Origin of the sequence: Bacillus sp. FSL K6-3312, from assembly GCF_038007485.1 — a bacterium.
GTDB classification, from domain to species: Bacteria; Bacillota; Bacilli; order Bacillales; family Bacillaceae; genus Bacillus; species Bacillus pumilus.
In genome coordinates this window covers 717,557-740,785 of the sequence record NZ_JBBOXI010000001.1, presented here as the reverse complement: position 1 = coordinate 740,785, position 23,229 = coordinate 717,557, and the positions used below count along the sequence as shown (strand labels likewise).

General features: G+C 43.6%; 10 protein-coding genes. 4 read left to right on the top strand and 6 right to left on the bottom strand.

Annotated features, from left to right (window positions below):
* Positions 1 to 15: 15 nt before the first annotated feature.
* The gene (locus MHI11_RS03540) at positions 16 to 861 is read left to right on the top strand and encodes a TetR/AcrR family transcriptional regulator (RefSeq protein ID WP_065099163.1); all 846 of its coding nucleotides are present in this window, start codon (positions 16 to 18) and stop codon (positions 859 to 861) included.
* A gap of 188 nt (positions 862 to 1,049) precedes the next feature.
* Here the strand turns inward: MHI11_RS03540 and gatB are convergent, their stop codons facing one another.
* The 3 genes from gatB to gatC are packed head-to-tail and all read right to left on the bottom strand — an operon-like array spanning position 1,050 to position 4,256.
* Entirely contained in the window at positions 1,050 to 2,480 is a 1,431-nt protein-coding gene (gene gatB, locus MHI11_RS03535) for an Asp-tRNA(Asn)/Glu-tRNA(Gln) amidotransferase subunit GatB (RefSeq protein ID WP_003214292.1), read from the bottom strand.
* Positions 2,481 to 2,493: 13 nt separating this feature from the next.
* The gene (gene gatA / locus MHI11_RS03530) at positions 2,494 to 3,951 is read right to left on the bottom strand and encodes an Asp-tRNA(Asn)/Glu-tRNA(Gln) amidotransferase subunit GatA (protein WP_278178147.1); all 1,458 of its coding nucleotides are present in this window, start codon (positions 3,949 to 3,951) and stop codon (positions 2,494 to 2,496) included.
* A gap of 14 nt (positions 3,952 to 3,965) precedes the next feature.
* A complete protein-coding gene (gene gatC / locus MHI11_RS03525) occupies positions 3,966 to 4,256 on the bottom strand; it encodes an Asp-tRNA(Asn)/Glu-tRNA(Gln) amidotransferase subunit GatC (protein WP_003213898.1) in 291 nt (96 codons plus the stop codon).
* Between the two features lie 423 nt (positions 4,257 to 4,679).
* Here gatC and putP point away from each other — a divergent pair, with 423 nt between their 5' ends.
* From putP to MHI11_RS03510, 3 genes are all read left to right on the top strand, one after another.
* Positions 4,680 to 6,161, top strand: coding sequence for a sodium/proline symporter PutP (putP, locus tag MHI11_RS03520; protein ID WP_340960465.1), 1,482 nt, complete (start codon positions 4,680 to 4,682; stop codon positions 6,159 to 6,161).
* 167 nt (positions 6,162 to 6,328) lie between these two features.
* Positions 6,329 to 7,021: an MgtC/SapB family protein gene (locus MHI11_RS03515; RefSeq protein ID WP_012009182.1), complete on the top strand. Its 693-nt coding sequence runs from the start codon at positions 6,329 to 6,331 to the stop codon at positions 7,019 to 7,021.
* 113 nt (positions 7,022 to 7,134) lie between these two features.
* Positions 7,135 to 8,541 (top strand): alkaline phosphatase, encoded by a 1,407-nt coding sequence (locus MHI11_RS03510; RefSeq protein WP_340960464.1) that lies wholly within the window; start codon positions 7,135 to 7,137, stop codon positions 8,539 to 8,541.
* Between the two features lie 42 nt (positions 8,542 to 8,583).
* Here MHI11_RS03510 and MHI11_RS03505 read toward each other — a convergent pair whose 3' ends face one another.
* From MHI11_RS03505 to MHI11_RS03495, 3 genes are read right to left on the bottom strand one after another with little or no spacing between them, the layout of a single operon-like run.
* A complete protein-coding gene (locus tag MHI11_RS03505) occupies positions 8,584 to 9,591 on the bottom strand; it encodes a phosphotransferase enzyme family protein (protein ID WP_106030029.1) in 1,008 nt (335 codons plus the stop codon).
* A complete protein-coding gene (locus tag MHI11_RS03500) occupies positions 9,584 to 15,994 on the bottom strand; it encodes an HAD-IIIC family phosphatase (RefSeq protein WP_340960462.1) in 6,411 nt (2,136 codons plus the stop codon). Before MHI11_RS03500 ends, MHI11_RS03505 begins: the two co-directional genes overlap by 8 nt.
* A complete protein-coding gene (locus MHI11_RS03495) occupies positions 15,987 to 23,219 on the bottom strand; it encodes an SDR family NAD(P)-dependent oxidoreductase (protein ID WP_340960461.1) in 7,233 nt (2,410 codons plus the stop codon). The genes MHI11_RS03500 and MHI11_RS03495 overlap by 8 nt, the downstream gene beginning before the upstream one ends.
* Positions 23,220 to 23,229 lie beyond the last annotated feature (10 nt).

Sequence of the window (23,229 nt, the reverse complement as noted above, 5' to 3'; positions counted from 1 at the left end):
AAGGGGCCTTATTTCATGAACGAAAAAAAAGAAAAAATCATTAAAGCAAGCATCCAGTTGTTTGCGAAAAAGGGTTTTTCTTCTACGACCATTCAGGAAATAGCAGATGAGTGCGGAATATCGAAAGGCGCGTTTTATTTGCATTTCAAATCAAAAGAACAGCTTTTCAACCGAGCGTTCGAATATTATATCGACACGTCTATGCAAAGTATTGAAACGATTCGAAAAGAGAATCAGCATCTCGCGCCGAGAGAGATCTTCCAGAAGCAAATCGCTGAACAGTTTCAGCATTTTGCTGAGAACAAGGATTTTATCATTTTGATCCTCAGCGAGAACATTATTCCAGAAAACCAGCAAATTAAAAAGTATTCAAAAACTGTGAAAAAGCAAATGAATGATGAAATTCAAATTTCCATCTTGACCACTTATGGACAGGAGATCGAACCATATATAACTGACCTGTCAGTCATGATTCAAGGAATCATCCAATCTTATGTTCAGGTGCTGCTTTTACAAGATCAGATGCAATTATCATTTGATGAGCTCTCTTCCTTTATACTCGAACGGTTTGATGATTTGGTTCAAGGTATGCTTCGTTCTCAGACGAAACCGATCTTAAAGCCAACCATTTGGGACGATGAAGCGCCGAGTGCTGCTTCCCTTCAAGAGGAGCTTCGTTTGTTAAAGCTTGAACATTTGCTTTCTGATGATACCCTTGTATCCATTGAAGTCATTGAAGAAGAACTGGCGAAAGCTGAGCCTCGTAAGCCAGTTATTCAAGGGATGCTGACGAATTTAGAAAAGTGTGAGGACCCTGCTGTCTTAAAAGTAGTTGAACAATTGAAGCTTTTTCTTCAATAACATTACGTGCTGTTTTTCCGATTCGTTCACCTTTATCCCCCTTCGAATGTGCACTTTCGCTTATACTTCATTATAAGAAAAGAATCTCCGAATTGATATACGGCGGTGGTCTGAATCTATGATAAGACCCTGTCATTTCAAGCAAAAAAAACCGCCTCTTCTCATGAGGCGGTTTTTGCTATTGTTCATTAGCGTTTTTTGATTTCTTCTAGGAGAATCTTGTTGACCATCGGCGGGTTCGCTTGTCCCTTCGATGCTTTCATGATTTGTCCGACTAAGAAACCAATCGCGCGGTCTTTTCCATTTTTAAAGTCTTCGATGGATTGCGGGTTGTTATCAAGTGCTTCTGTGACAAGTTTGAGCAGGGCACCTTCGTCAGAAATTTGGACAAGCCCTTTTTCTTTGACGATTGTTTCTGCGTCTCCCCCATTTTCAATCAGCTCTTTGAATACCTTTTTGGCAATCTTAGAAGAAATCGTTCCTTTTTCGATGAGATTGATCATGCCAGCCAGGCCTTGCGGCGTTAGCTTTGTATCTTCCAGCTCTTTTTGAGCTGAATTTAAGTAGGCAGATACTTCACCCATCAGCCAGTTTGAAGCTTGCTTCGCTTCTGCACCTTCTGAAATGGTTGCTTCAAAGAAATCAGACATTTCTTTTGTCAGCGTCAGCACCATCGCATCATATGCAGGAAGCCCAAGCTCATCGATGTAGCGTTTGCGGCGCTCGTCTGGAAGCTCTGGGATCGATGCTCTTACGCGTTCTTTCCACTCGTCATCAATGTACAGCTCCACCAAATCTGGTTCTGGGAAGTAGCGATAATCATCTGATCCCTCTTTGACACGCATGAGGATCGTCTTTTTAGACGCTTCGTCATAGCGGCGAGTTTCTTGTTCGATCAAGCCGCCAGAAAGCAATACTTGCTCTTGACGTTTCTCTTCGAATTCAAGACCTTTTTGTACGAAAGCAAATGAGTTCAAGTTCTTGAGCTCTGTTTTCGTTCCAAACTCTTCACGGCCGATCGGACGAAGTGAAATGTTGGCATCACAGCGAAGTGAGCCTTCTTCCATCTTACAATCAGATACGCCTGTATATTGAATAATAGATTTTAGTTTTTCTAAGTAAGCATACGCTTCTTCTGGTGTGCGAATGTCCGGCTCAGATACGATTTCAACAAGCGGTGTGCCTTGACGGTTGAAGTCGACAAGTGAATATCCGTCGCCTGTGTGCGTCAGTTTACCTGCATCCTCTTCCAAATGGAGACGCGTAATACCGATTCGTTTCGTTTTGCCTTCTACTTCAATTTCAATCCAGCCGTTTTCACCGATCGGTTTATCAAATTGAGAAATTTGATACGCCTTTGGGTTATCAGGATAGAAGTAGTTTTTACGGTCAAATTTTGTATCTGTTGCGATCTCGCAGTTTAGCGCCATTGCTGCTTTCATTGCAAAGTTCACCGCTTCTTTGTTCAATACAGGCAGTACGCCAGGATATCCAAGGTCGATGACACTTGTTTGCGTGTTGGCAGCTGCACCAAAAGGTGTCGGCGAGCTGGAGAAAATTTTTGATTGTGTTTTTAGCTCAACGTGGACTTCAAGTCCAATTACCGTTTCAAAGTTCATTCTGATTCACCCCTTACAGTTCAGGTTTTGCTTTATGATGATCTGTTGCTTGCTCGAAAGCGTGAGCCACGCGGTAAACCGTTCCTTCATCAAAGTGCTTGCCAATGATTTGCAGTCCTAACGGAAGACCATTTGCAAATCCACAAGGCACACTGATTCCTGGAACGCCTGCAAGGTTCACAGGGATCGTTAAAATATCGTTCGCGTACATTGTCAGTGGATCGCTTGTCTTTTCACCAATCTTAAATGCAGGAGTTGGTGTTGTTGGTCCTACAATGACATCATACTTTTCAAAAACATCTTCGAAGTCTTTTTTGATCAATGTACGGACTTTTTGCGCCTTTTTATAGTATGCATCATAATATCCTGAGCTAAGAGCGAATGTGCCAAGCATGATGCGGCGTTTCACTTCGTTTCCAAAGCCTTCAGAACGAGTATTTTTATATAAATCAATCAGGTTTTCTGCATTATCTGTACGGTAGCCATAACGGATGCCGTCAAAACGCGCAAGGTTTGCAGATGCTTCTGAAGAAGACAGTAAGTAGTAAGTCGCAAGCGCATATTTAGAATGCGGAAGAGACACTTCCTCCCATGTTGCACCAAGTCCTTCTAATACTTTTAACGCTTGAAGAACAGACTCTTTTGCTTCTTCGCCAACACCTTCTCCAAGGTATTCTTTTGGCACTGCAATTTTCATGCCTTTGATGTCTCCAGTTAATGAAGAAAGAAAATCTGGGACGTCGACATTTGCACTCGTTGCGTCCATTTGATCGACTCCAGCAATCGCTTGAAGAACGTATGCGTTGTCCTCTACGTTACGCGTAATCGGCCCGATTTGATCTAATGAAGAAGCAAATGCGATTAAACCGTATCTAGATACACGGCCATACGTCGGCTTCAGACCCACAACGCCGCAGAATGATGCCGGCTGGCGAATCGAACCGCCTGTATCTGATCCTAGAGAGAATGGTACTTCTCCAGCTGCAACAGAAGCTGCTGAGCCACCACTTGATCCACCTGGAACAGTGTTTAAATTCCACGGGTTCTTCGTTGCTTTGAAGCCTGAGTTCTCCGTAGAAGATCCCATTGCAAATTCGTCCATATTTAATTTACCGATTGTGACTGCTTCCGCATCTCTTAAACGATTGACAACCGTTGCATCATAAATAGGATCAAAGTTTTGCAGGATTTTACTAGATGCTGTTGTACGTAAATCCTTTGTGACGATGTTATCTTTCACACCGATTGGCATACCGAACAATAGACCAAGCTCGTCCTTTTCACCAACTGCCTCGTCCAATTCCTTTGCATACGCACGAGCTTTCTCTTCGTCCAGTGCAAGGAATGCTTGTACTTTCCCGTCTACTTCATTGATTCGTTTATAAGACTCGTCCACTAAATCAGAAACAGACAGTTCCTTTTTATGTAAAAGCTCTTTTAATTCAGAAATTTTGTGATCAAACAGTGACATGCCTCAGGCCTCCTTTAGTCCAAAATTGATGGCACACGAATATAGCCGTCTTTATGATCAGGCGCGTTTTTGATGACTGCCTCAATGGAAAGACCTTTATTCGGAACATCTTCTCTCATGACGTTTTTCATTTTTAATACGTGTGTTGTTGGTTCAACGTTTTCCGTATCTACCTCGTTTAACTGCTCTGCAAATGAAATGATGCTATCAAGCTGTTCTGTAAACATCTCAGCTTCTTCTTCTGTAATTGCAAGCCGTGCCAAATGCGCCACGTGCTTTACTTCTTCTATTGAAATTCTAGACATGCAGGTTCACCTCCAAAAATGATACGTGTTCGTGGTCATGATCATAAGTCATATACACTTTATCATATCAAATTTTACTGTTCTAAAGCAACTTTACGCAGGGGCTGTAAGAGGCATTTTCTCTCGAAGCATCATTGTGATTCAACTGATGAAGAAAATAAGCATGCAGACACCCTTTTGTTTTCAGAAAATTTTTACTTTTATCCATTTTTGTAAGCGCATACAAACTGATTCGTATCACCGATCTGTCCATTTTTTCTTCAAAATAGGGAGGTTTAAGAAGGTTGATCACTTGGGAATACTCTGTTAGGTTAAGTAACCATAGCAGTGAGAAGGGCATTCAATCAAAAAACTAGCCCTGACACTTCTGGATATTTTGATTGAGGTGATGTCAAATTTATACGAAAAAGGTGAGAACACAAAATGAGTATTGAAGTTACAATTTCCTTATCTATTTATTTTATCGGGATGCTTGCCATCGGTTGGTATGCATTCAGGAAAACACATGATTTAAATGATTATATGCTTGGTGGACGCGGACTTGGTCCATTCGTTACAGCTCTTTCAGCAGGTGCTGCGGATATGAGCGGCTGGATGCTGATGGGTGTACCAGGTGAAATGTATAAAACAGGTTTATCGACTACCTGGCTTGCGATTGGTCTCATCGTCGGTGCTTACTTAAACTATCTCATTCTTGCACCCCGTTTACGTTCTTATACAGAAATTGCTGATGATGCCATTACAATTCCTGATTTCTTTGATAAACGATTCAAAGGATCATCTTCTTTATTAAAAGCTGTATCAGCTGTCATCATTTTAATTTTCTTTACGCTGTATACATCGTCTGGGATGGTATCAGGCGGACGTTTATTTGAGTCAGCATTTGGTGCACACTACATGTTTGGACTGATTTTGACGTCAAGTATTGTTATTTTGTATACATTGTTTGGTGGATTCCTGGCAGTGAGCTTAACGGACTTTGTCCAAGGAGCTATCATGTTTTTAGCATTAGTGCTCGTGCCGATCGTTGCCTTTACACAATTAGGTGGACCTGTTGCCACATTCCAAGATATTCAACAGATTGACCCTAAATTGCTTGATATTTTTAGAGGAACGAGCGTCATTGGCATTATATCCTTCCTCGCTTGGGGACTAGGTTACTTTGGACAACCGCATATTATCGTGCGCTTTATGGCGATTACGTCCGTCAAAGACTTAAAACCAGCACGCCGCATCGGAATGAGCTGGATGATTATTTCAGTAATTGGTTCACTATCTGTCGGTTTAGTAGGTGTTGCCTATGTTAATGAAACGGGTATGAACCTTGCTGACCCTGAAACGATCTTTATCGTCTTTTCTAAAGTGCTGTTCCATCCATATATCACTGGATTTTTACTTTCTGCCATTTTAGCGGCGATTATGAGTTCAATTTCGTCTCAGCTGCTTGTCACAGCAAGTGCGATGACAGAGGATTTATACAGAACGTTCTTTAGAAAAAAAGCATCTGATAAAGAGCTTGTGATGATTGGTCGTATGTCTGTACTCGTTGTCGCTGTGATTGCCCTTTGTCTTTCACTTAACCCAAGTGATACCATTCTTGATCTTGTCGGTTATGCGTGGGCTGGATTTGGTTCTTCATTCGGTCCAGTCATCTTACTTTGCCTATACTGGAAACGAATGAATCACCATGGTGCCCTAGTTGGGATGATTGTTGGTGCGGTTGTGGTTCTCACATGGATCACGACAGGCCTTAACCATGCAACAGGTATTTATGAAATGATTCCTGGCTTTACATTAAGTGGATTAGCTGCCATTATTGTGAGCTTATTGACAAGTAAGCCGTCAAAAGCATCAAAACAGCTATTTAACAAAATGGAAAATCATCTTGAAGAAGAAACAAAATAAAGAACATGAAGGGTCGTCCGCCTTATGCGGATGACTCTCTTTTTAAATTAAATAAAAAGCTTTTCTTTCTTCCGATTCTGAATAAAATAAGAGTTGTGCAGCCATATGGGCTGTGAGAAGATCATATACATGATGTGAAACGTACATGAAATGAAGGAGCGATACGCATGTTTTGGACAATTGAATGGGATACAGTCTTAAAATTAGCCGTGGCCACCTTAATCGGTTTGATTATTGGGCTTGAACGTGAGTTGAAGAAAAAGCCGCTCGGCTTAAAAACGTGTATTGTCATTGCTGTCAGCTCCTGCGTGTTAACCATCATCAGCATTGATGCAGCCTACAATTTCCCTCGAGTCTCTAGGCTTCAAATGGACCCACTCAGGTTACCGGCGCAAATTATATCTGGTGTTGGTTTTATTGGAGCAGGTGTGATTCTGCGAAAAAGCAATGATGTCATCTCAGGTCTCACGACTTCTGCGATGATCTGGGGAGCAGCAGGACTTGGGGTTGCTACAGGTGCAGGATTTTATAAAGAAGCCTTCCTCAGTCTTTTCTTTATTCTGATTAGTGTCGAATTTCTACCGTGGCTCTTCCAGCGGATCGGGCCGATTCGCTTACAGGAAAAAGAAATCCGCATCAGAATGTCTCTTTCTGATCGAAACCGCATGACGGATATTTTAAAAGAAATGAAAGCCCTCAACATTCGCATTCATTCTGTTCGTATTGATGATTTAACAGAAAAGAACTATCCGATTATGGAAGTACGCGTACGCGTGCATAAAGATCGCTATACAACTGATGTGTATTTTGATATTAAAGATCTAGAAGGCGTCGTTGGCGTCAAGTGTGATACGGTATAAAAGGTGATGAGGCAAAAGTCTCATCACCTTTTTTTATGGGAAAAGGGGTTGAACCATTGCCTTCATTCAAATAAAATACAAATTATGAAATAAATGATAAAAGGGGATTTTTCATGGGCTATATGGATCGTAAAAAACGTATTTTTCTTATGAGTGGGATTCTAGCGGTACTCGTATTCGCTGCTTTATTGACCTCACATTATGTCACTCCCGTCTCAACAAATGCAGCAGACAAGAAACAAACGAAAACACCAAAAAATGTTATTTTTATCGTTGGCGATGGAATGGGGATGCCCGTGATCAAAGCCTACCGCACATTCAAGCAGGAAAAGCTTGGTTCTCCAAAAGCACAAACCGTCTGGGACCCGTATTTAGTCGGGATGCAGACCACACACCCAGATGATCCTCGAGATAATATTACCGACTCAGCTGCCGCAGCCACGGCCATGGCGACTGGAAAAAAGACATACAATGATGCCATCGCCGTCAACCAAGAAAAAGAACCTCTTAGAAGTGTCGTTGAAGCAGCAAAGGAAGCACAAATGAAAACAGCCTTTGTTGTCTCATCTGACATCACCGATGCTACACCTGCCGCTTTTGGCACACATAACGTCTCCCGAAAAAACAAAGAACAAATTGCAGACCACTTTTTTGATGAGAAAATAGGTGGAGAGCACAAAGTTGATATCCTTCTAGGTGGCGGCATGCAATATTTTGACCGAAAAGACCGTGATCTTGTGAAAGAATTTGAGAAGAGCGGGTATTCCATTCTAAGGTCAAAAGATGATTTAACCTCCCAATCATCTTCAAAAATGCTCGGCTTATTCCAGGAGGACGAGCTGGATCGAGCCATCGATCGTCCAAAGCATGTGCCTACTTTAAAAGACATGACGCAGTCAGCATTGACCCAATTAAATCAAGACAATTCGCATGGGTTTTTCATGCTGCTTGAAGGCAGTACCATTGATTCTGCTGGACATGAAAATGATGTGGTCGGCGCAATGAGTGAGATGGAGGATTTTGAGAAAGCAGTCCAAGCGGCTCTTCAATTCGCTAAAAAGGATCAAGAAACCCTCGTCATCATCACAGCAGATCATGCGACTGGCGGCTTTTCGTTTGGTGCAGACGGCATGACAAGTGAAACCGGCTATAAATGGGACCCAGCACCCATTTTAGCTGCTAAGAAAACACCTGTGTATATGGCAAAGAAAATCGCAGGCGGACAATCGGTACGTGATGTCCTTCACACCTATATTGATTTCTCGCTCACAAAAGAGGAAATCTCACAGGTGGAGAAAGCGGCACAATCAGGGAAGGCCGGTACGATTCAACTCAGCATTCAACACATCTTTGATCAACGTTCTTTCTCAGGCTGGACAACCTTTGCTCATACAGGTGAGGATGTCCCTGTCTATGCATATGGACCTGGAAAAGCAGCATTTCAAGGCTGGATCGATAATACAAAGCAAGGAAAGAACCTGTTTCATATCATTGAATCACCGTCCACCTATCGCCCATAAAAAACAATCCCCGCCTCATCACATAGGCGGGGATTTTCATTTTTAAGATTGACTTAGCTTTGTAAAGTCAAACGTCGTAATCGGTGCTGCTTGCTCAATGTCGGAGCGGAAGCTAGCGAGCATGGCCTTCTCTTCATCTCCGATGGTAGCCAAATCAAATGCTTGATGCAGCAAGCCATAGATTAGCACGTGACGTAAGCGAAGGAAATCAGGAATGTAGGCAAGCCACTCATCCCCAAGCTCATTCTCTTCACGATAGCCTTTAAGGAACTGCTTCATAAAGTTTCCTGCAAAAGCTGCTTTGTCTTCGTATGGAATGACTGGGTACCACAACACATTGTATAGCAAAATGCTAATGTCGTTCATAAACCAGTTGTACCCGATATCATCGAAATCAAAGGTCGTAATTTTGCCTTGATCCCAGTGGAAGTTTCCGTGATGAAGATCCGCATGAACCAATCCGTACGTATCCTGATTTTTCGGAAGCTTTGCCAGCTTTTCCATCAACCGATCCGCTTGTTCGAACACAAGCGTCTGATCGGCTGGGACATACTTACGCAATTTAAGCTGCTCCTCTTCATCCCACTCTTGTCTTTTATATCGCGGATCTGACAGCTGATAGCTTTTTGTCAGTTTATGCATGCGGCCTGTGTACTGTCCAAGGGCATAAAATAATTCATCGTTCCAGTCTGCCTCTTCGACTTTATGGCCTGGTGCTTTTTCATAGACTCGCAGTAAAAATGAACCGCCTTGCTCATCGTCTACTTGCTCGATATCACGGCCATGTAATGAAGCAATTGGTTTTGCAACCGAAAGTCCGCCCTTCGCTAAGTGATGGAGCCATTCCATTTCACCTAAAATATAATCAGGTGATCTGCGGATGGTATGGGTAATTTTTAAAATGAAAGACTCTCCGTCTTTTTTAAGTTCATACACATAGTTTTCTGCATCTGCGATAAAGCGGATGTCACTTCGCTGGACTCCGTATAAATGAGTGGCCTCATCTAAAATTTTTGATTCTTCATATATGGCTTTTACATCTTTATGCATGCTGATTCTCCCTCTTCATATATTTTGCTAATTCTCGAATGGTGTGTTTTTCAGCAAAATTCAAATCATCAACATACCAACCCTTCTTTTCAATCTCTACTTCCATTTTGACAGCAAGTAAAGAATTTCCTCCTAAATCGAAAAAGTCGTTGTCAATTCCTACTTTTTCCACATGAAGAATGTCACACCAAATCTCAAGAAGCAATGCCTCGCGTTCATTGGTTGGGTGTGCGTAAAGTCCATGATCCTGCGTTAGTTCCGTCTTTAATAATGAACACAGACCTTCTTGATCATGTACCTTAAGGGCTTTTACATAACCGCTGTGCAGCGTTTGATCTGTTTGAATCGTTTCCCATGTGTAACCTTCAGAAGCTGAATGACTTGCTGTCTCCACCCTTTGACCCTCTATTTCTTCAGCCAGGTGCTGACGAGGTGACAGGTGGTCAACGATCTGAATGTGATCGCTCAGTGAACCGATTTCTTTCACTTGTATCCGGTATGTTTGCTGCTCCTCAATCTCCTGCATCTGGTGCTCTTTCATAAATGACTTGAATAGCTCATTACGTCCAGTCGATGTAAACTTGAATTCAATAGAAGAAAGCTGGTGCTGACGGCTATATTTAGCGAGCCATGTCAGACATTTTTGCTCAATCCCTTTCCCTAGAGCACGGCAGCTTAGCATCCAAGCATCAATGATCAAGGTGTCGCCTGCATGATGAGCCAAGATCGCCCCTACAATTCCTTCATGACTGAAGCGATCCGCTGCCTCGATAATCCAGCCCTTAACATGCTCATTTTCCATCCGCTCTCTCAGCTGCTGTTCATCAAAGCGCTGAGCATTTAAGCGGAATTGGTTAATGCGACTGCTCATTTGCGCCACGCGGGCAAGGTGCTTTTCTCCCCACTCTGTTACACTCATGTTTAAATTCAAATCTTGTAAAAATTGCTCCATTGACAGAGACTCAGCTTTCTCTTTTTGACGAGCTTTTTCAGCCTTGTAGCTCGTTGTTCGCCCTCTATCTTCTTCTGTGACATCATAGCGGTCAAATGCCCAAGCATGCTGAGCAAATAATGGGATCGCTTTTTCATTGGCAGGTAGTAGCAGTGTCATCACTTCAGGTAGCTCTTCATTCATACGCAAGCACTGAGCAGGATCATCGTCTAAGAAAATAAACTGAGATAATGAAAGATTCAGTGAATCTGCCATCTCTTTGAGATGTGCCGGTTTACTTTCCCAATTGATTCGCCAGTCGACAATATCGTCTTTTTGCAAGATCATATCTGGGTGGTTTTCAAACACGCGCCACACATCTTCTTCATTATTCCTGCTGCTTAAGACAAGCAGGAGACCCTCTTGCTGCTTTTGTTTTAAAAAGCGCTGAAGCATTTGATGTTCTGGCGTAATATCGATACCTTCCACACCGTCTTCTGAAACAACACCCCTCCAAAGCGTATGATCACAATCAATGGCCGCTACCTTAAATGGGGCACCTTGCCATGCAATGAACTCGCGTGCGACTTTTGTACCAATGGCTCCACAAAAGACTTCAGTGAATGGGAGATGTGCGGCTTGCTCTCCTTTTGCATCAAAGATGTCATCCATCTGATATTGCTGCGCAAGCTGACGGCAATCGATCAATTGAACACCGTCTATCTCAGATAATTGAGCAATCCACTCTTGTTCCACATCTTGCAGCGTGTCTTTAAGAGCAGCACTTATCGGCAGAATCCCAACAAAATATAGGTTATGTTTCGTTTTTGATTTCAGAACGTTTGCAAGTTCTTCAGTATGCTCTGCAGCCAGTTTTTTGTTTTCTTCCAGTGAAAGATGAGCTGGACCCGTGATATCCTCTAATCGAATGAGCAGAAGGTTCGCACCGTTTTTCTTCTGTGAGATAAGGCTGCGCTCATTTAGTAATTCCTGATATACCTGCCCATACGGTGCAAATTGAACATCAAGCTGCACATCAAACTGTTTGGTCCAGTACTGAATGTAAGGTGCGATTGGATCTGCTGTAAATGTCGAGCTGACTGTTAGTACGAGCGGTGCTTTTTCCTCTGCACGCTCCCTTTTCTCTTTTGCTGCCTGTTCTTCTTCGTCTGAAAGCACATCGAAATCCTTGAGCAGTTGATCAGGTGTTTGAACAGCCTGTTCGACCAAGTGCTCGAAGTGCTTGACGAACGCTTGCATTGTCTCATGTTTAAACAGCGCAAGATTGTATTGAAGGACGCACTTTAACTCACCTGTTACTTCTCTGACAACATCCATTTTCATATCGAGTTTGGAAATTCCCTTTGCAAACTCATGTGTTTCAAATGTTAGTCCATCGGCTTCGATTTTAATATTCGGATCGTACTCATTATGGTAAATGAGCATTGTATCAAAGAATGGATTACGATGCGGTCTTGTTTTTGGATTCAGATGCTCGACCATTTGGTCAAATGGGTACTCTTGATGGTCATACGCATCCAGCAATACTTGCTTTGTCTGCGTCAGTTGCTCTGTAAAGGTTGCTTCTTGTTCCATGTCTAGTTTAATTGGTAGGAAGTTTGTAAACATGCCAATTGTATGCTCGATATCTGCATGACGCCGTCCAGCCACAAGTGAACCGACAATTAGTTCCTCTTGATCTGCATAACGTGAGAGCAGCAGCCCATAGAGCTGGAACAAGATGACGTTATTTGTCAGCTGATACTGTTCAGCAAGCTGTTCAATTTTCTCAACAATGTGCGGTTCAATATTGAATTTGATCGCTCTTCCTAAGAAGGATTGTTCCTTCCGTTCAAAATCATATGGCATTGTCAAAGTTGGCACATTTGAGCCAATTTGCTGCTTCCAATAATCCTGCTGCTTTTGAAACATCTCGCTGCGGAAATATTTATCTTGCCATTCTGCATAATCTTTATATTGAACAGTGAGTTCCGGCAAGGTTTCCCCTCGATAGAGCTCAGTAAATTCTTTAATAAAGATGTTCATGCTCGCTCCATCCGCCACAATATTATGCATATCGACTAATAAGAGATGATCATGTGCAGCGATTTTCACAAAACGCACACGGATCAATGGTGCAGCCTTTAAGTCAAATGGACGAATGAATTCATCGATTTGTGCTTCTAATCCTTTTTCATCAGCCTCTGTCAATTCAACAGCAAATTGGAAGTCATCATGGACACGCTGAACCGGTTCACCATCTTTTAATTCAAAGGTCGTTCGCAAGGTTTCATGACGATCAATTAATTGCTTGAAGGTCTGCTCAAAGCGCTCGACGTCAATTTCCCCTTTACATCTCAGTGCCATCGGCATGTTGTAAGAGGTCACTTGACCAATACGCTGATGAATGAGGAATGTCCGTCTTTGAGCAGCAGATAATGGATACGTGTCTTTCTTTTCCACTGGTTCAATCTTGAAATATTGATGCTTCTCTGCCTTTTCGATGAATGCTTGGAGCTTTTCAATTGTCGGATTGTTAAACATGTCTGTGAGCGTTAGCTCTACACCAAACTCTTTGTGAATTTGAGAAATCAGACCGGTGGCATTTAACGAATGTCCGCCAAGCTCAAAGAAATGGTCGTCTCTTTCCACCTTTTCAATTCCTAAAATGTCTTTCCACATCCGCTGTAACGTTGCCTCAATGTCATTCGATGCGGCGGCATGGACTTGATTGTTTTCTTCTATTTCCTGCCCTTTGTTATCCTTTGGCACCACCATTTGCACACCTGAAGATGAAGATAATGCAGATGTATCTACCTTTTCAATCCAATATCGTTGTCGTTCAAACGGATAGGTCGGCAAGGATACTTTTTGATTTGATGTCTGATTTCGCAATTTTGTCCAGTCAACCGGCACCCCTTGAAGCCAGATGTCACCCAATCTTCCCAGCAGGTAGCGGTCGTCGGCTGCCTCTTCTTTTGGATGACGCATCAATGGAATCGGCTGCTGATGATGTTCCTTTGAAGCTGGGCGAATAAAGGCACTTAACGTATTCCCCGGCCCGACTTCAACGAAAATAGGATCAAGCTCCGTTAATAACGTCTCCGCTCCATCACGGAAACGAACCGCTTGCCGCAAATGATTAGCCCAATATGCCGGGTCTTGCACTGCTTCATGGTCAATCCACGTACCTGTGACGTTAGAAATATAAGGGATAGACGGCGCATTCAATTGATACTCGGCTACCTTTTCTTTAAATGATGGCAGGATGTCATCCATCATTTTAGAATGGAAGGCATGAGAGGTGTGAAGCTTTCTACACCCATGTCCAGCAGCCTCCAGTTTCTCAGCAAGTGCATCAATGGCTGTGGTCTCACCTGACACTACGCACAATTCAGGACCATTTACTGCTGCAAGTGAAAGATCATCTGTTAAATATGACAACACGTTCTGTTCACTCAAAGGAACACTCAGCATAGAGCCTTTTGGAAGCTGGCTAATGAGCTGTCCGCGATAAGCCACAAGATCTACGGCATCTTCAACAGATAGTAAACCAGATACGGCAGCAGCTGTGTATTCTCCAATACTGTGACCGATCAGTGCCTGCGGTTTGACGCCAAAATGAATCAGCAATTTAGCCAAAGCGTATTCCACACTAAACAGAAGCGGCTGCGTATATTCTGTTTGGTTGATCAGCTGACGATCATCACTTGCTTCTGTAGAGAATAAAATACTAAATGGGTCAACTGAGACATGCTGTTTGAATTGATTCAAGCATTGATCCAGCGCTTCCTTAAAGACTGGATACTTGTCATAAAGCTGACGCCCCATGTCTACATACTGAGATCCTTGGCCTGGGAAAAGAAAGACGATTGGACGGCTCGATGTTTGGGAGCTGGCCGTCTTGACCACCTCTTTTGACCTTTGATTCAGCGCCTGTAACATGTCAGCCGTGTTATTTCCAAGAATGACACGTTTATGCGGGAAATGATGGCGCCCTGTTTGCAGCGTATAGGCAACGTCACTTAGACGAACTTGCTGCTGATGCTGGAGTAAATAGTCCGCAAGGCGATCCGTCATTTTTTCAAGAGCTGCTGGTGTTTTGGCAGATAATAAAAGAAGTTCACTATCCTCAGGGCTATCAGCGGCAACACGTGTAGCAGGTGCTTCTTCTAAAATGACATGAGCATTTGTTCCACCTATCCCAAATGAGCTTACACCCGCCCGGCGAGGAGATTCCTGTGTGCTCCATGGCGTCAAGTCTGTGTTTACAACGAAAGGCGAATTGTCAAATTCAATTTTTTCATTCGGCGTTTCAAAATGAATGGTCGGCGGAATCACTTGATGCTTTAAGCTTAAAACGGTTTTAATAAAGCCCGCGACACCTGATGCATCATTCAAATGACCAACATTCGATTTGACAGAACCAATGCGGCAAAAGCCTTTTTTATCTGTATCAAATGCTTGCTTGAGCGCTTCAATTTCGATTGGATCTCCGAGGGTTGTTCCGGTTCCATGTGCTTCAATGTACGAAATGGTTTCAGGTTCCACCTCAGCCATTCGAAGTGCTGTCTTAATGGCTGAAACTTGACCTTTCGTACTCGGCGCTGTATATCCCACTTTTCTATTTCCGTCATTATTAATAGATGATCCTTTAATGACAGCATAGATGTGATCACCGTCTTCAATGGCATCCTCTAAATTTTTTAAAATAACGGCTCCTGCACCATCACCAAAAACGGTTCCATCGGCTTTGTTATCAAAGACGCGGCAATGTCCGTCAGATGAATGGATCATGCCTTCTTGATAAAGATAACCCGATTTTTGCGGCAGGCGAATGGACACGCCGCCTGCAACTGCCATATGACAGTCGCCGCTTAATAAAGCCTGAACGGCTAGATGAATCGACACCATCGAGGTCGAGCAGGCGGTTTGCACCACCATACTCGGTCCCTTCAAATTTAATTTATATGAAATCATCGTCGCTAAATAATCACGCATATTCAGAACGGCAGCTTCTAGTGTTTTCGAATCCTCGCCTTGAGCCGCCCCTTGAAGTGCTCTCATGACCCATTCTGTATTGATCCCTGCACCTGTATAAAGACCAATTTGCCCTTTATATTCAAACGGATCGTACCCAGCGTCTTCAAGCGCTGTCCACACACATTCATGAAAGAGTCTAAACTGCGGGTCCATCATGGCCGCTTCCTTTGGTGTATAGTCAAAGAAATCTGCATCAAATAAATCAACATCATCTAGCATCCCTTTTGCTTTGACAAAACGGGGATTTTTTAATAAAGCTTCATCTGTACCTTCACGCCGTAATTCTTCTTCTGTAAAAAAGGAGATTGTTTCTTTTCCTTTTTTCAGATTCTCCCAGTACTCATCTACATTTTTGGCCCCTGGAAAACGACCTGCAAGACCGATAACAGCAATTTCTGCGCCATGATAGTGATTCGTTGTATCATTCATTCTCGATTCCGCCTCTCAATCTTTTATTCCGTTGCTGTTTAAAACGAGCTCTACGATCACCTGAAGTGACGACGGCTAGTTCTTCTTCCATCGTTTCTTCCTTCGAGTCCTCAGAAGGCTGGATATATTTCGCAAGCTCTGCAACAGATGGGTACGTAAACAACGTCACAACCGCTTCATTTGTTTGAAGTGCTTGGTTTAACCGATTGGTGACTTGAACAATATCCAGCGAGCTTGCGCCGAGATCGAAGAAATTGTCGTGAATGCCCACTTGTTCCATGCCCATAAAATCCTGCCATACTTGACAGATCGCTTTTTCAGTTTCATTGCGAGGCGCCACATACGGATTGCCCAGCTCTGGTCTTTCGTGCTTAGACACTTCATATGAATCCTCATCCGCTGCGGTCTTAGGCTCTAGTGACAGCCATTGATCTATCCGTTCATCAAGATTTCCTGTGGACACGAGCATGTGTCGATTCTGCCGGCTAGACAGAACATACTGGAACAGCTCAGCACCCTCTTCTGGTAAAATCGCAAGCTCATTGATCGATTCACCAATTGTGGATTCTAGTTCACCCCAGAAATTCCAAGCATCCCAGTTCACACACATCCACGGGGTTTGACTATGTTGATTAAGTCTAGCTGCAAATGCATCCATATATAAGTTAGCCGCTGAGTAAGCAGAGAATCCTAAGCCCCCAAGCAATGCACTAATGGAAGAAAAGAGAAGACAAAAGTCTGCTTGTTCTTGTTCCAACAGCTGCTCTAGCACATCGAGCCCTTTCACCTTTGATTGGAATTGATCCTCTCCCTGCGCCAGTGTAGAAGGGATATCTTTGATTGCACGGAAGGATGTACTTCCTGGTAATCCTGCTGCATGGAATACACCATGAACGCCGCCATGCTTTTTGCGAATGGCATCAAATACATGTTTCATCTGATCAAGATCTCCTGCATTCGCCTGCACCGCTTCTACTGTTGCACCTAATCGTTCAAGCTCAAGCACCTTCTCAATTCTCGTGCGCTGCGCTTCATCGGCATCTGCTTGTTGAACATATGACGCCCATTCATTTCTTGGCGGCAATGCCGTTCTGCCAGTTAAATAAAGATGTACATTTCCTTCCTTCGCCAGCATCTTTGATAGAACAAATCCGATGCCGCCTAAACCTCCTGTGATCAAATAAACACCATTTGGCCTGATCATCTTCGGAAGTCCATCTTCTTTTTGTAGCGGCAAATGCTTGTAGCTCTGCACCCAGCGCTTTCGATGACGATACGCCACAAGCTGGTCCTTTCCAGGCTGCATGATTTCCTGCACAATAAGATCGACAAGGACTTGTTCCTTCCAAGACATGACTTCTGGCACGTCTTCCACATCGATATTCCAACATTTGATATGATGGTATTCCTGTGAAATCACTTTACATGGCCCAAGCATTGCACTTTTCTCTGCACATATCGTCTCATTTCCTGTGACTGGCTGAATTCCGCTAGTGATCGTAAACAGACGGCATTCTCGAATATTTTTTTGGGCAGCAATCGCTTGAGATAAGAAAATTAAGCTGTAATAGCCTTTTTCAATGTGCGCCTGAAAAGCGGCTTGACGATTCGAGTTGTCATCTTCTTTCGCAGCTTCCCATAAATGAAGAATCCGATGAATATTGATGCCTCTATTAGACAATGAATCTAACATGTTTCGGTAGTGCTGGCCTTCTGCCGGATTGATCGTAAACGACTGATCCAGCTCTTGATAAGCTTCACCCTTTGTGACAGAAATGACCTTGATCCCTTGTTGCTTAAATGAATGAATAAACAGTTCATGAAAAGCATCCTGTTCCCTGAAAATGAGCCACGTTTGTTCTTCTGTTTCTTTTTCGAAAACTGGTTTTAGCGGCTGCTGTTCCCATGAAGGCAGGTAGAACCATTCTTCCATCTCTTTCTTCTTCGTTTCCTTAGGAGCGGATAGTTGCGGAGACGCGGGCTTTCCTGCCTCAATCCAATATCGTTTCCGCTCAAATGGATAGGTCGGCAGCGATACGAGCTGACGTTCCGCTTGAGTTGGATGTTGCTGCGCCTTGACCTCGTAACCGCCTGCCCATAGCTCTCCTATTCTTTTTAAGAAATATGCATGGTCATCCGCTTGTTCTCTCGTATGCCTCACCATATTCAGGACATCATGATGAGACTCTTTGTTTTCATGACGTTTCGCTAATGCCGTCAAGCTGTTTCCAGGCCCAACTTCTATGAGTGCTCGTACTTCATCGGTTAACAGCTGAGATAGACCTTCATGAAAACGAACGGTTCCACGCAAGTGGTTCGTCCAATAAGATGCTGTCATCACCTCTTCGCTTGTCGCCCAGGTGCCTGTCACATTCGATATAAACGGAATCGCTGGCTCGTGCAATTCTACTTTCTCTACGAATTGTTGAAACGCCTCAAGCATCGGCTCCATCATGTAGGAATGAAAGGCATGAGAAGTATGGAGCTGTCTTGTGACAATTCCTTTGTCTTGCAGTTTCTTTTCAAATGCAGCGATATGCTCTTCTCTTCCAGAAACGACACAAAGGTCTTTTGCATTGACAGCAGCAACAGAAAGCGATTCATCGATCATTGAGACGAGCTCCGCCTCGGGTAATTGCACACTAAGCATCGCGCCTTTTTCCATGTCTTGCATCAATCTTCCTCTTGCCATCACGAGTGTTAATGCAGACTCGAGAGAAAAGACCCCTGACAAACAAGCGGCAACGTACTCGCCGATACTGTGTCCAATCATTGATTCTGGCTCAACACCGCTATGCTGAAGCAATTTGGCTAATGCATACTCAAATATAAAGAGAAGCGGCTGAGCATTTGACGTTTTTGTGATGTCTTCGTTCGTTTCATCCTCGGAAAAGACAATGCCCTTTAAATCCACTTGCTCCGTTTCCATTACATATTTAAAGCATCTATCTACTTCCCATTTGAACACTGGCTCTGCATCATATAATCCGCGCATCATACCAACATACTGAGCGCCTTGACCCGAAAACATAAAGGTCGCTTTACGCCATTTTTTGCTTCGGAACACACTTGTTTCAAGCTGTTTCTGCTGCATCCATTCATCAGCAGACGCGAGTACGATCGCTTTTCGGTATGGAAATTGCTTTCTGCCATAACTTAATGTATAAGCAATATCTTCAAGCGGGACTTGAGGATGCTGGATCACATACTGCTTTAATCGCTCTGTCATTTCCGCCAAAGCAGTATCTGTTTTTGCAGATAAGACGAGCAGCTGCTTTTGGTTAGAAGCTGGCTTTTGCTTCGCCTGTATGCCCTCTTCTATGATCATATGGGCATTCGTTCCGCCGATACCGAAAGAGCTGACTCCCGCTCTTCTCGGACCATCTGCTTCCTTCCAATACAACGCCTTTTGATTCACATAAAACGGTGTATCTTTGAAAGGAATCTCCTGATTGGGTTTTTCATAATGAATGGTTGGCGGAATCGTTTTATGCTGGAGAGCCAAAATGGCTTTAAACAGACCTGCAATCCCTGCCGCACTATTTAAGTGTCCGACATTACTTTTCACAGAACCGATCGGAATCGTCAGCGGATCTGTCCCTTTGAACACTTGACTAAGAGCGGATACCTCAATTGGATCTCCCATGTTTGTCCCCGTACCATGAGCTTCTACATAACCAATGGACGCGGGATCGATACCTGATTTTTCATACGTTTCTTTTAAAACCTCTGCTTGTCCTTCCACACTCGGAGCGGTAAAACCAGCTTTTCGGCTGCCATCATTGTTCACACCAACCCCTTTGATGACCGCATGAATCGGGTTGCCGTCTCTCATCGCATCTTCATAACGTTTTAGCAGAACAATCCCCGCTCCATCTCCGAAAATGGTTCCGCTAGCCTCTTGGTCAAACGGTCGGCAATGTCCATCTTTTGATTGAATCATCCCATCTTGATAGATGTAGCCGATATTTTCTGGAGAACTAACCGTCACACCGCCTGCCAGTGCTGCATCACATTCTTGATTCAATAATGCTTGACAGGCCATGCCAATATTGACAAGTGAGGTCGAACAAGCTGTCTGCATGGTCACACTAGGCCCGTGTAAATTCAATTTATAAGAAAGCTGTGTACTAAAGAACTCACGATCATTTAACAGCATGGCGCTGAATTGCTCAGTTGCTTCCATTTGATGGGCAAAGCGCGTCAGCCACTCATGGTTTGGACTCGTTCCTGTATAAACGCCAATTTTCCCTGCCATTCGATCGGGGTCACAGCCAGCATCCTCCAGCGCTTCCCAAGCACATTCATGCAAGAGCCTGAACTGCGGGTCCATTAGCTCTGCCTCTCTAGCAGAATAGTTGAAGAAGTCTGCATCAAAACCTTCAATTTCTTGTAAACGACCTTTTGCTCCAATGAAATTCGGATGCTGATAGACAGACGCATCCAGCCCTGCTTTCTTGAGCTCTTCTTCTGTGAAAAAGTGAATCATTTCCTCGCCATTCACAAGACGCTGCCAAAAGTCTTCTAGCGATGAAGCTCCCGGGAATCTTCCAGCCATTCCGACAATCGCAATATCCGTATGCTCCTGGGACGTGTTTTTTACTGGGCGAGAAGCAGGCGTTTGAATCTGTTCTGACTGTTCTTCAAACAAATATTCAGCAAGACTTGCCACTGTCGTAAACCGATACAATTGCACAGTGTCAATTTGCTTGTCCACATGCTCAGATATTTTCGCTGCAAGCTGAGAAATATCAAGGGATGTCGCACCAAATTCGAAAAACGGCGATTCATCATCTATTTGATCAAACCCAAAATGAGTTTGCACAATGTCGTGAATGTCTTTTTGTAAAGAAGCGAGTGAAGCAAAGACACGCTGTTCATTCTGCGGCTTTTGTGGTTCAATGGCTGCCATCGTATTTGTTTGTGCAGAGAAATCAGTTTTATGAAATGGGTACCCAGGTAGCGGAATACGTTGCCTGTTCTTCTCATCTGTTATTGGGAAAGCTAAGCCGATCCCCATTTCCCAAAGAACACCTGCGATTTGAAGCATGTCTCCATCAAGTGGTTCGGTTGTTTTTTCTGCTCCCTTTTCAACTACAATCCCTTGTTTCGTTGAAAGGTCAATGATCAAAGCTGGTGATTCTTGCTCAATCATTGGTGATTTTACAGGCTGATTCATATGAAGAAGACCCTTTGCAGACGATGGGTCGAAAGTGGTTAGTTCCTCCCCAGTTTGCTGCAAGTAAACAGGCCGCTTGAGTGTCCTCTGAGGCAGGGAATCCAGCCTTTGAGTAACCGTCTCGGTGTCATGAAGATGGTACACAATAGATGCCGCATCGTTTAGCTCAAGGCCGCCTGCTGCATATAAAGCTGTCCAGACGCCGCTGCCTTCTCCAACCCATCCATCTAGTTCAATTCCGAGTGATCTTACCATGTTGGCAAAAGCCGATGTCATGATCAGCATCGCCACTTCTGATTGACTGCTTTGTTTAGGATGGAACAGCTCATCTTTTTTGATAAGTACCGCGGATTGGACGAGGCTTATGATTCGATCCACTTCTATTTTGAAAGAAGGATCTTTTCCATACAGCTTGATGTAATCACGTAAACCTGACTCATGATACCCTGTCAGCTTCATGCTGATCCGTTTATAAAGATAACTTTCTCTGCCTGCTGTGCCTTCATTCAGCAATTGTAGCTCCTCTAATAATTCATCCCGCGTGGAACAGACAAACGCTTTTCGATATTTGAAAGCCTTTCTTCCACTTTGTAAGGTATAAGCTGCTTCACCAAGTGAGAGATCAGGATGTGAAGAGACATATTCCTTTAAGTTTTTTGTCATGTTATTCAGATCATGTGTTGATCTAGCTGACAACACGATTAATTCTTTGGACGAGGCCTTGCTGTTTGCTTTTCTCGGCTGTGCCTCTTCTAAGATGACATGAGCATTTGCTCCCCCTATACCAAAGGCACTGACTCCAGCTCTCCTTGGCAATTGAGATGTCTTCCACTCCTCTTTGTCTGTCCCAACATAAAATGGGGTTTGATCAAAAGAAATACGGTGATTCGGTTTCTCAAAGTGCGGCATCGGGGCAAATTGACGATGATGCAGCATCATGACTGTTTTGATAAAACCAGCTACGCCGCTTGCGGCATCTAAATGCCCAATATTGGCTTTGACTGATCCAATTCGGCAATAACCTTGTTGATCTGTTTGAAAAGCACGGGTAAGCGCCTCAATCTCAATCGGATCTCCAACAGGTGTACCCGTTCCATGTGCTTCGATATAAGAAATCGTCTCTGGTTCTGTCTCAGCCATTTCTAACGCAGATTCAATGACACTTGCCTGTCCACTCACACTTGGGGCTGTATAACCGACTTTATTGCTCCCATCATTGTTCGTTGCAGATCCTTTTACGACAGCATAAATAAAATCTCCGTCTTCTATCGCATCTTTTAATCGTTTTAGCGCAACAACGCCTGCACCTTCACCAAAAATGGTTCCTTTTGCTTTTTCATCAAACGGACGGCAATGACCATCAGGAGAATAAATCATTCCTTCTTGGTATTGATAGCCTGTGATTTGCGGCTGATGGAGTGTGACACCTCCTGCTAACGCAAGGTCACATTCACCGCCGATTAATCCCTGGCATGCCATATGGATAGCAACAAGCGATGTGGAACAAGCCGTTTGCACAGATACGCTTGGACCTTTTAGATTTAATTTATAGGCAATTCGAGAAGCAAAGGATGGGTCATTGAGATGCATGATTTGAAACACATCTTCGTTCTTTGCAAGTGACGACATATGCTGCCCCATCCACGATAGATTGCTAGATGCCCCGGCATAAAGACCAATTAATCCTTCGTATTGCTCAGGCTCATAGCCTGCATCCTCTAGCGCATGCCATGTACATTCATGCATCAATCGAATTTGCGGGTCCATAATAGATGCCTCTCGCGGAGAGTAGCCAAAAAAGTCTGCATCAAATGATGATGCATGTTTTAAATATGGCTTTGCCTTGACATAATCAGAACGTTTTAGCAGCGTCTCATCTACACCCGCTGCCTTTAATTCTTCATCAGTGAAAAACGTAACGGATTCTTTCCCTTGCGATACATTTTCCCAAAACGCTTGCACATTCGGTGCCTCGGGAAACGTACCTGCTAATCCTACAACTGCAATTTCAAGTCCAGATTCGGTCCATTGCTCTTGATCAGACATACGCTGCATT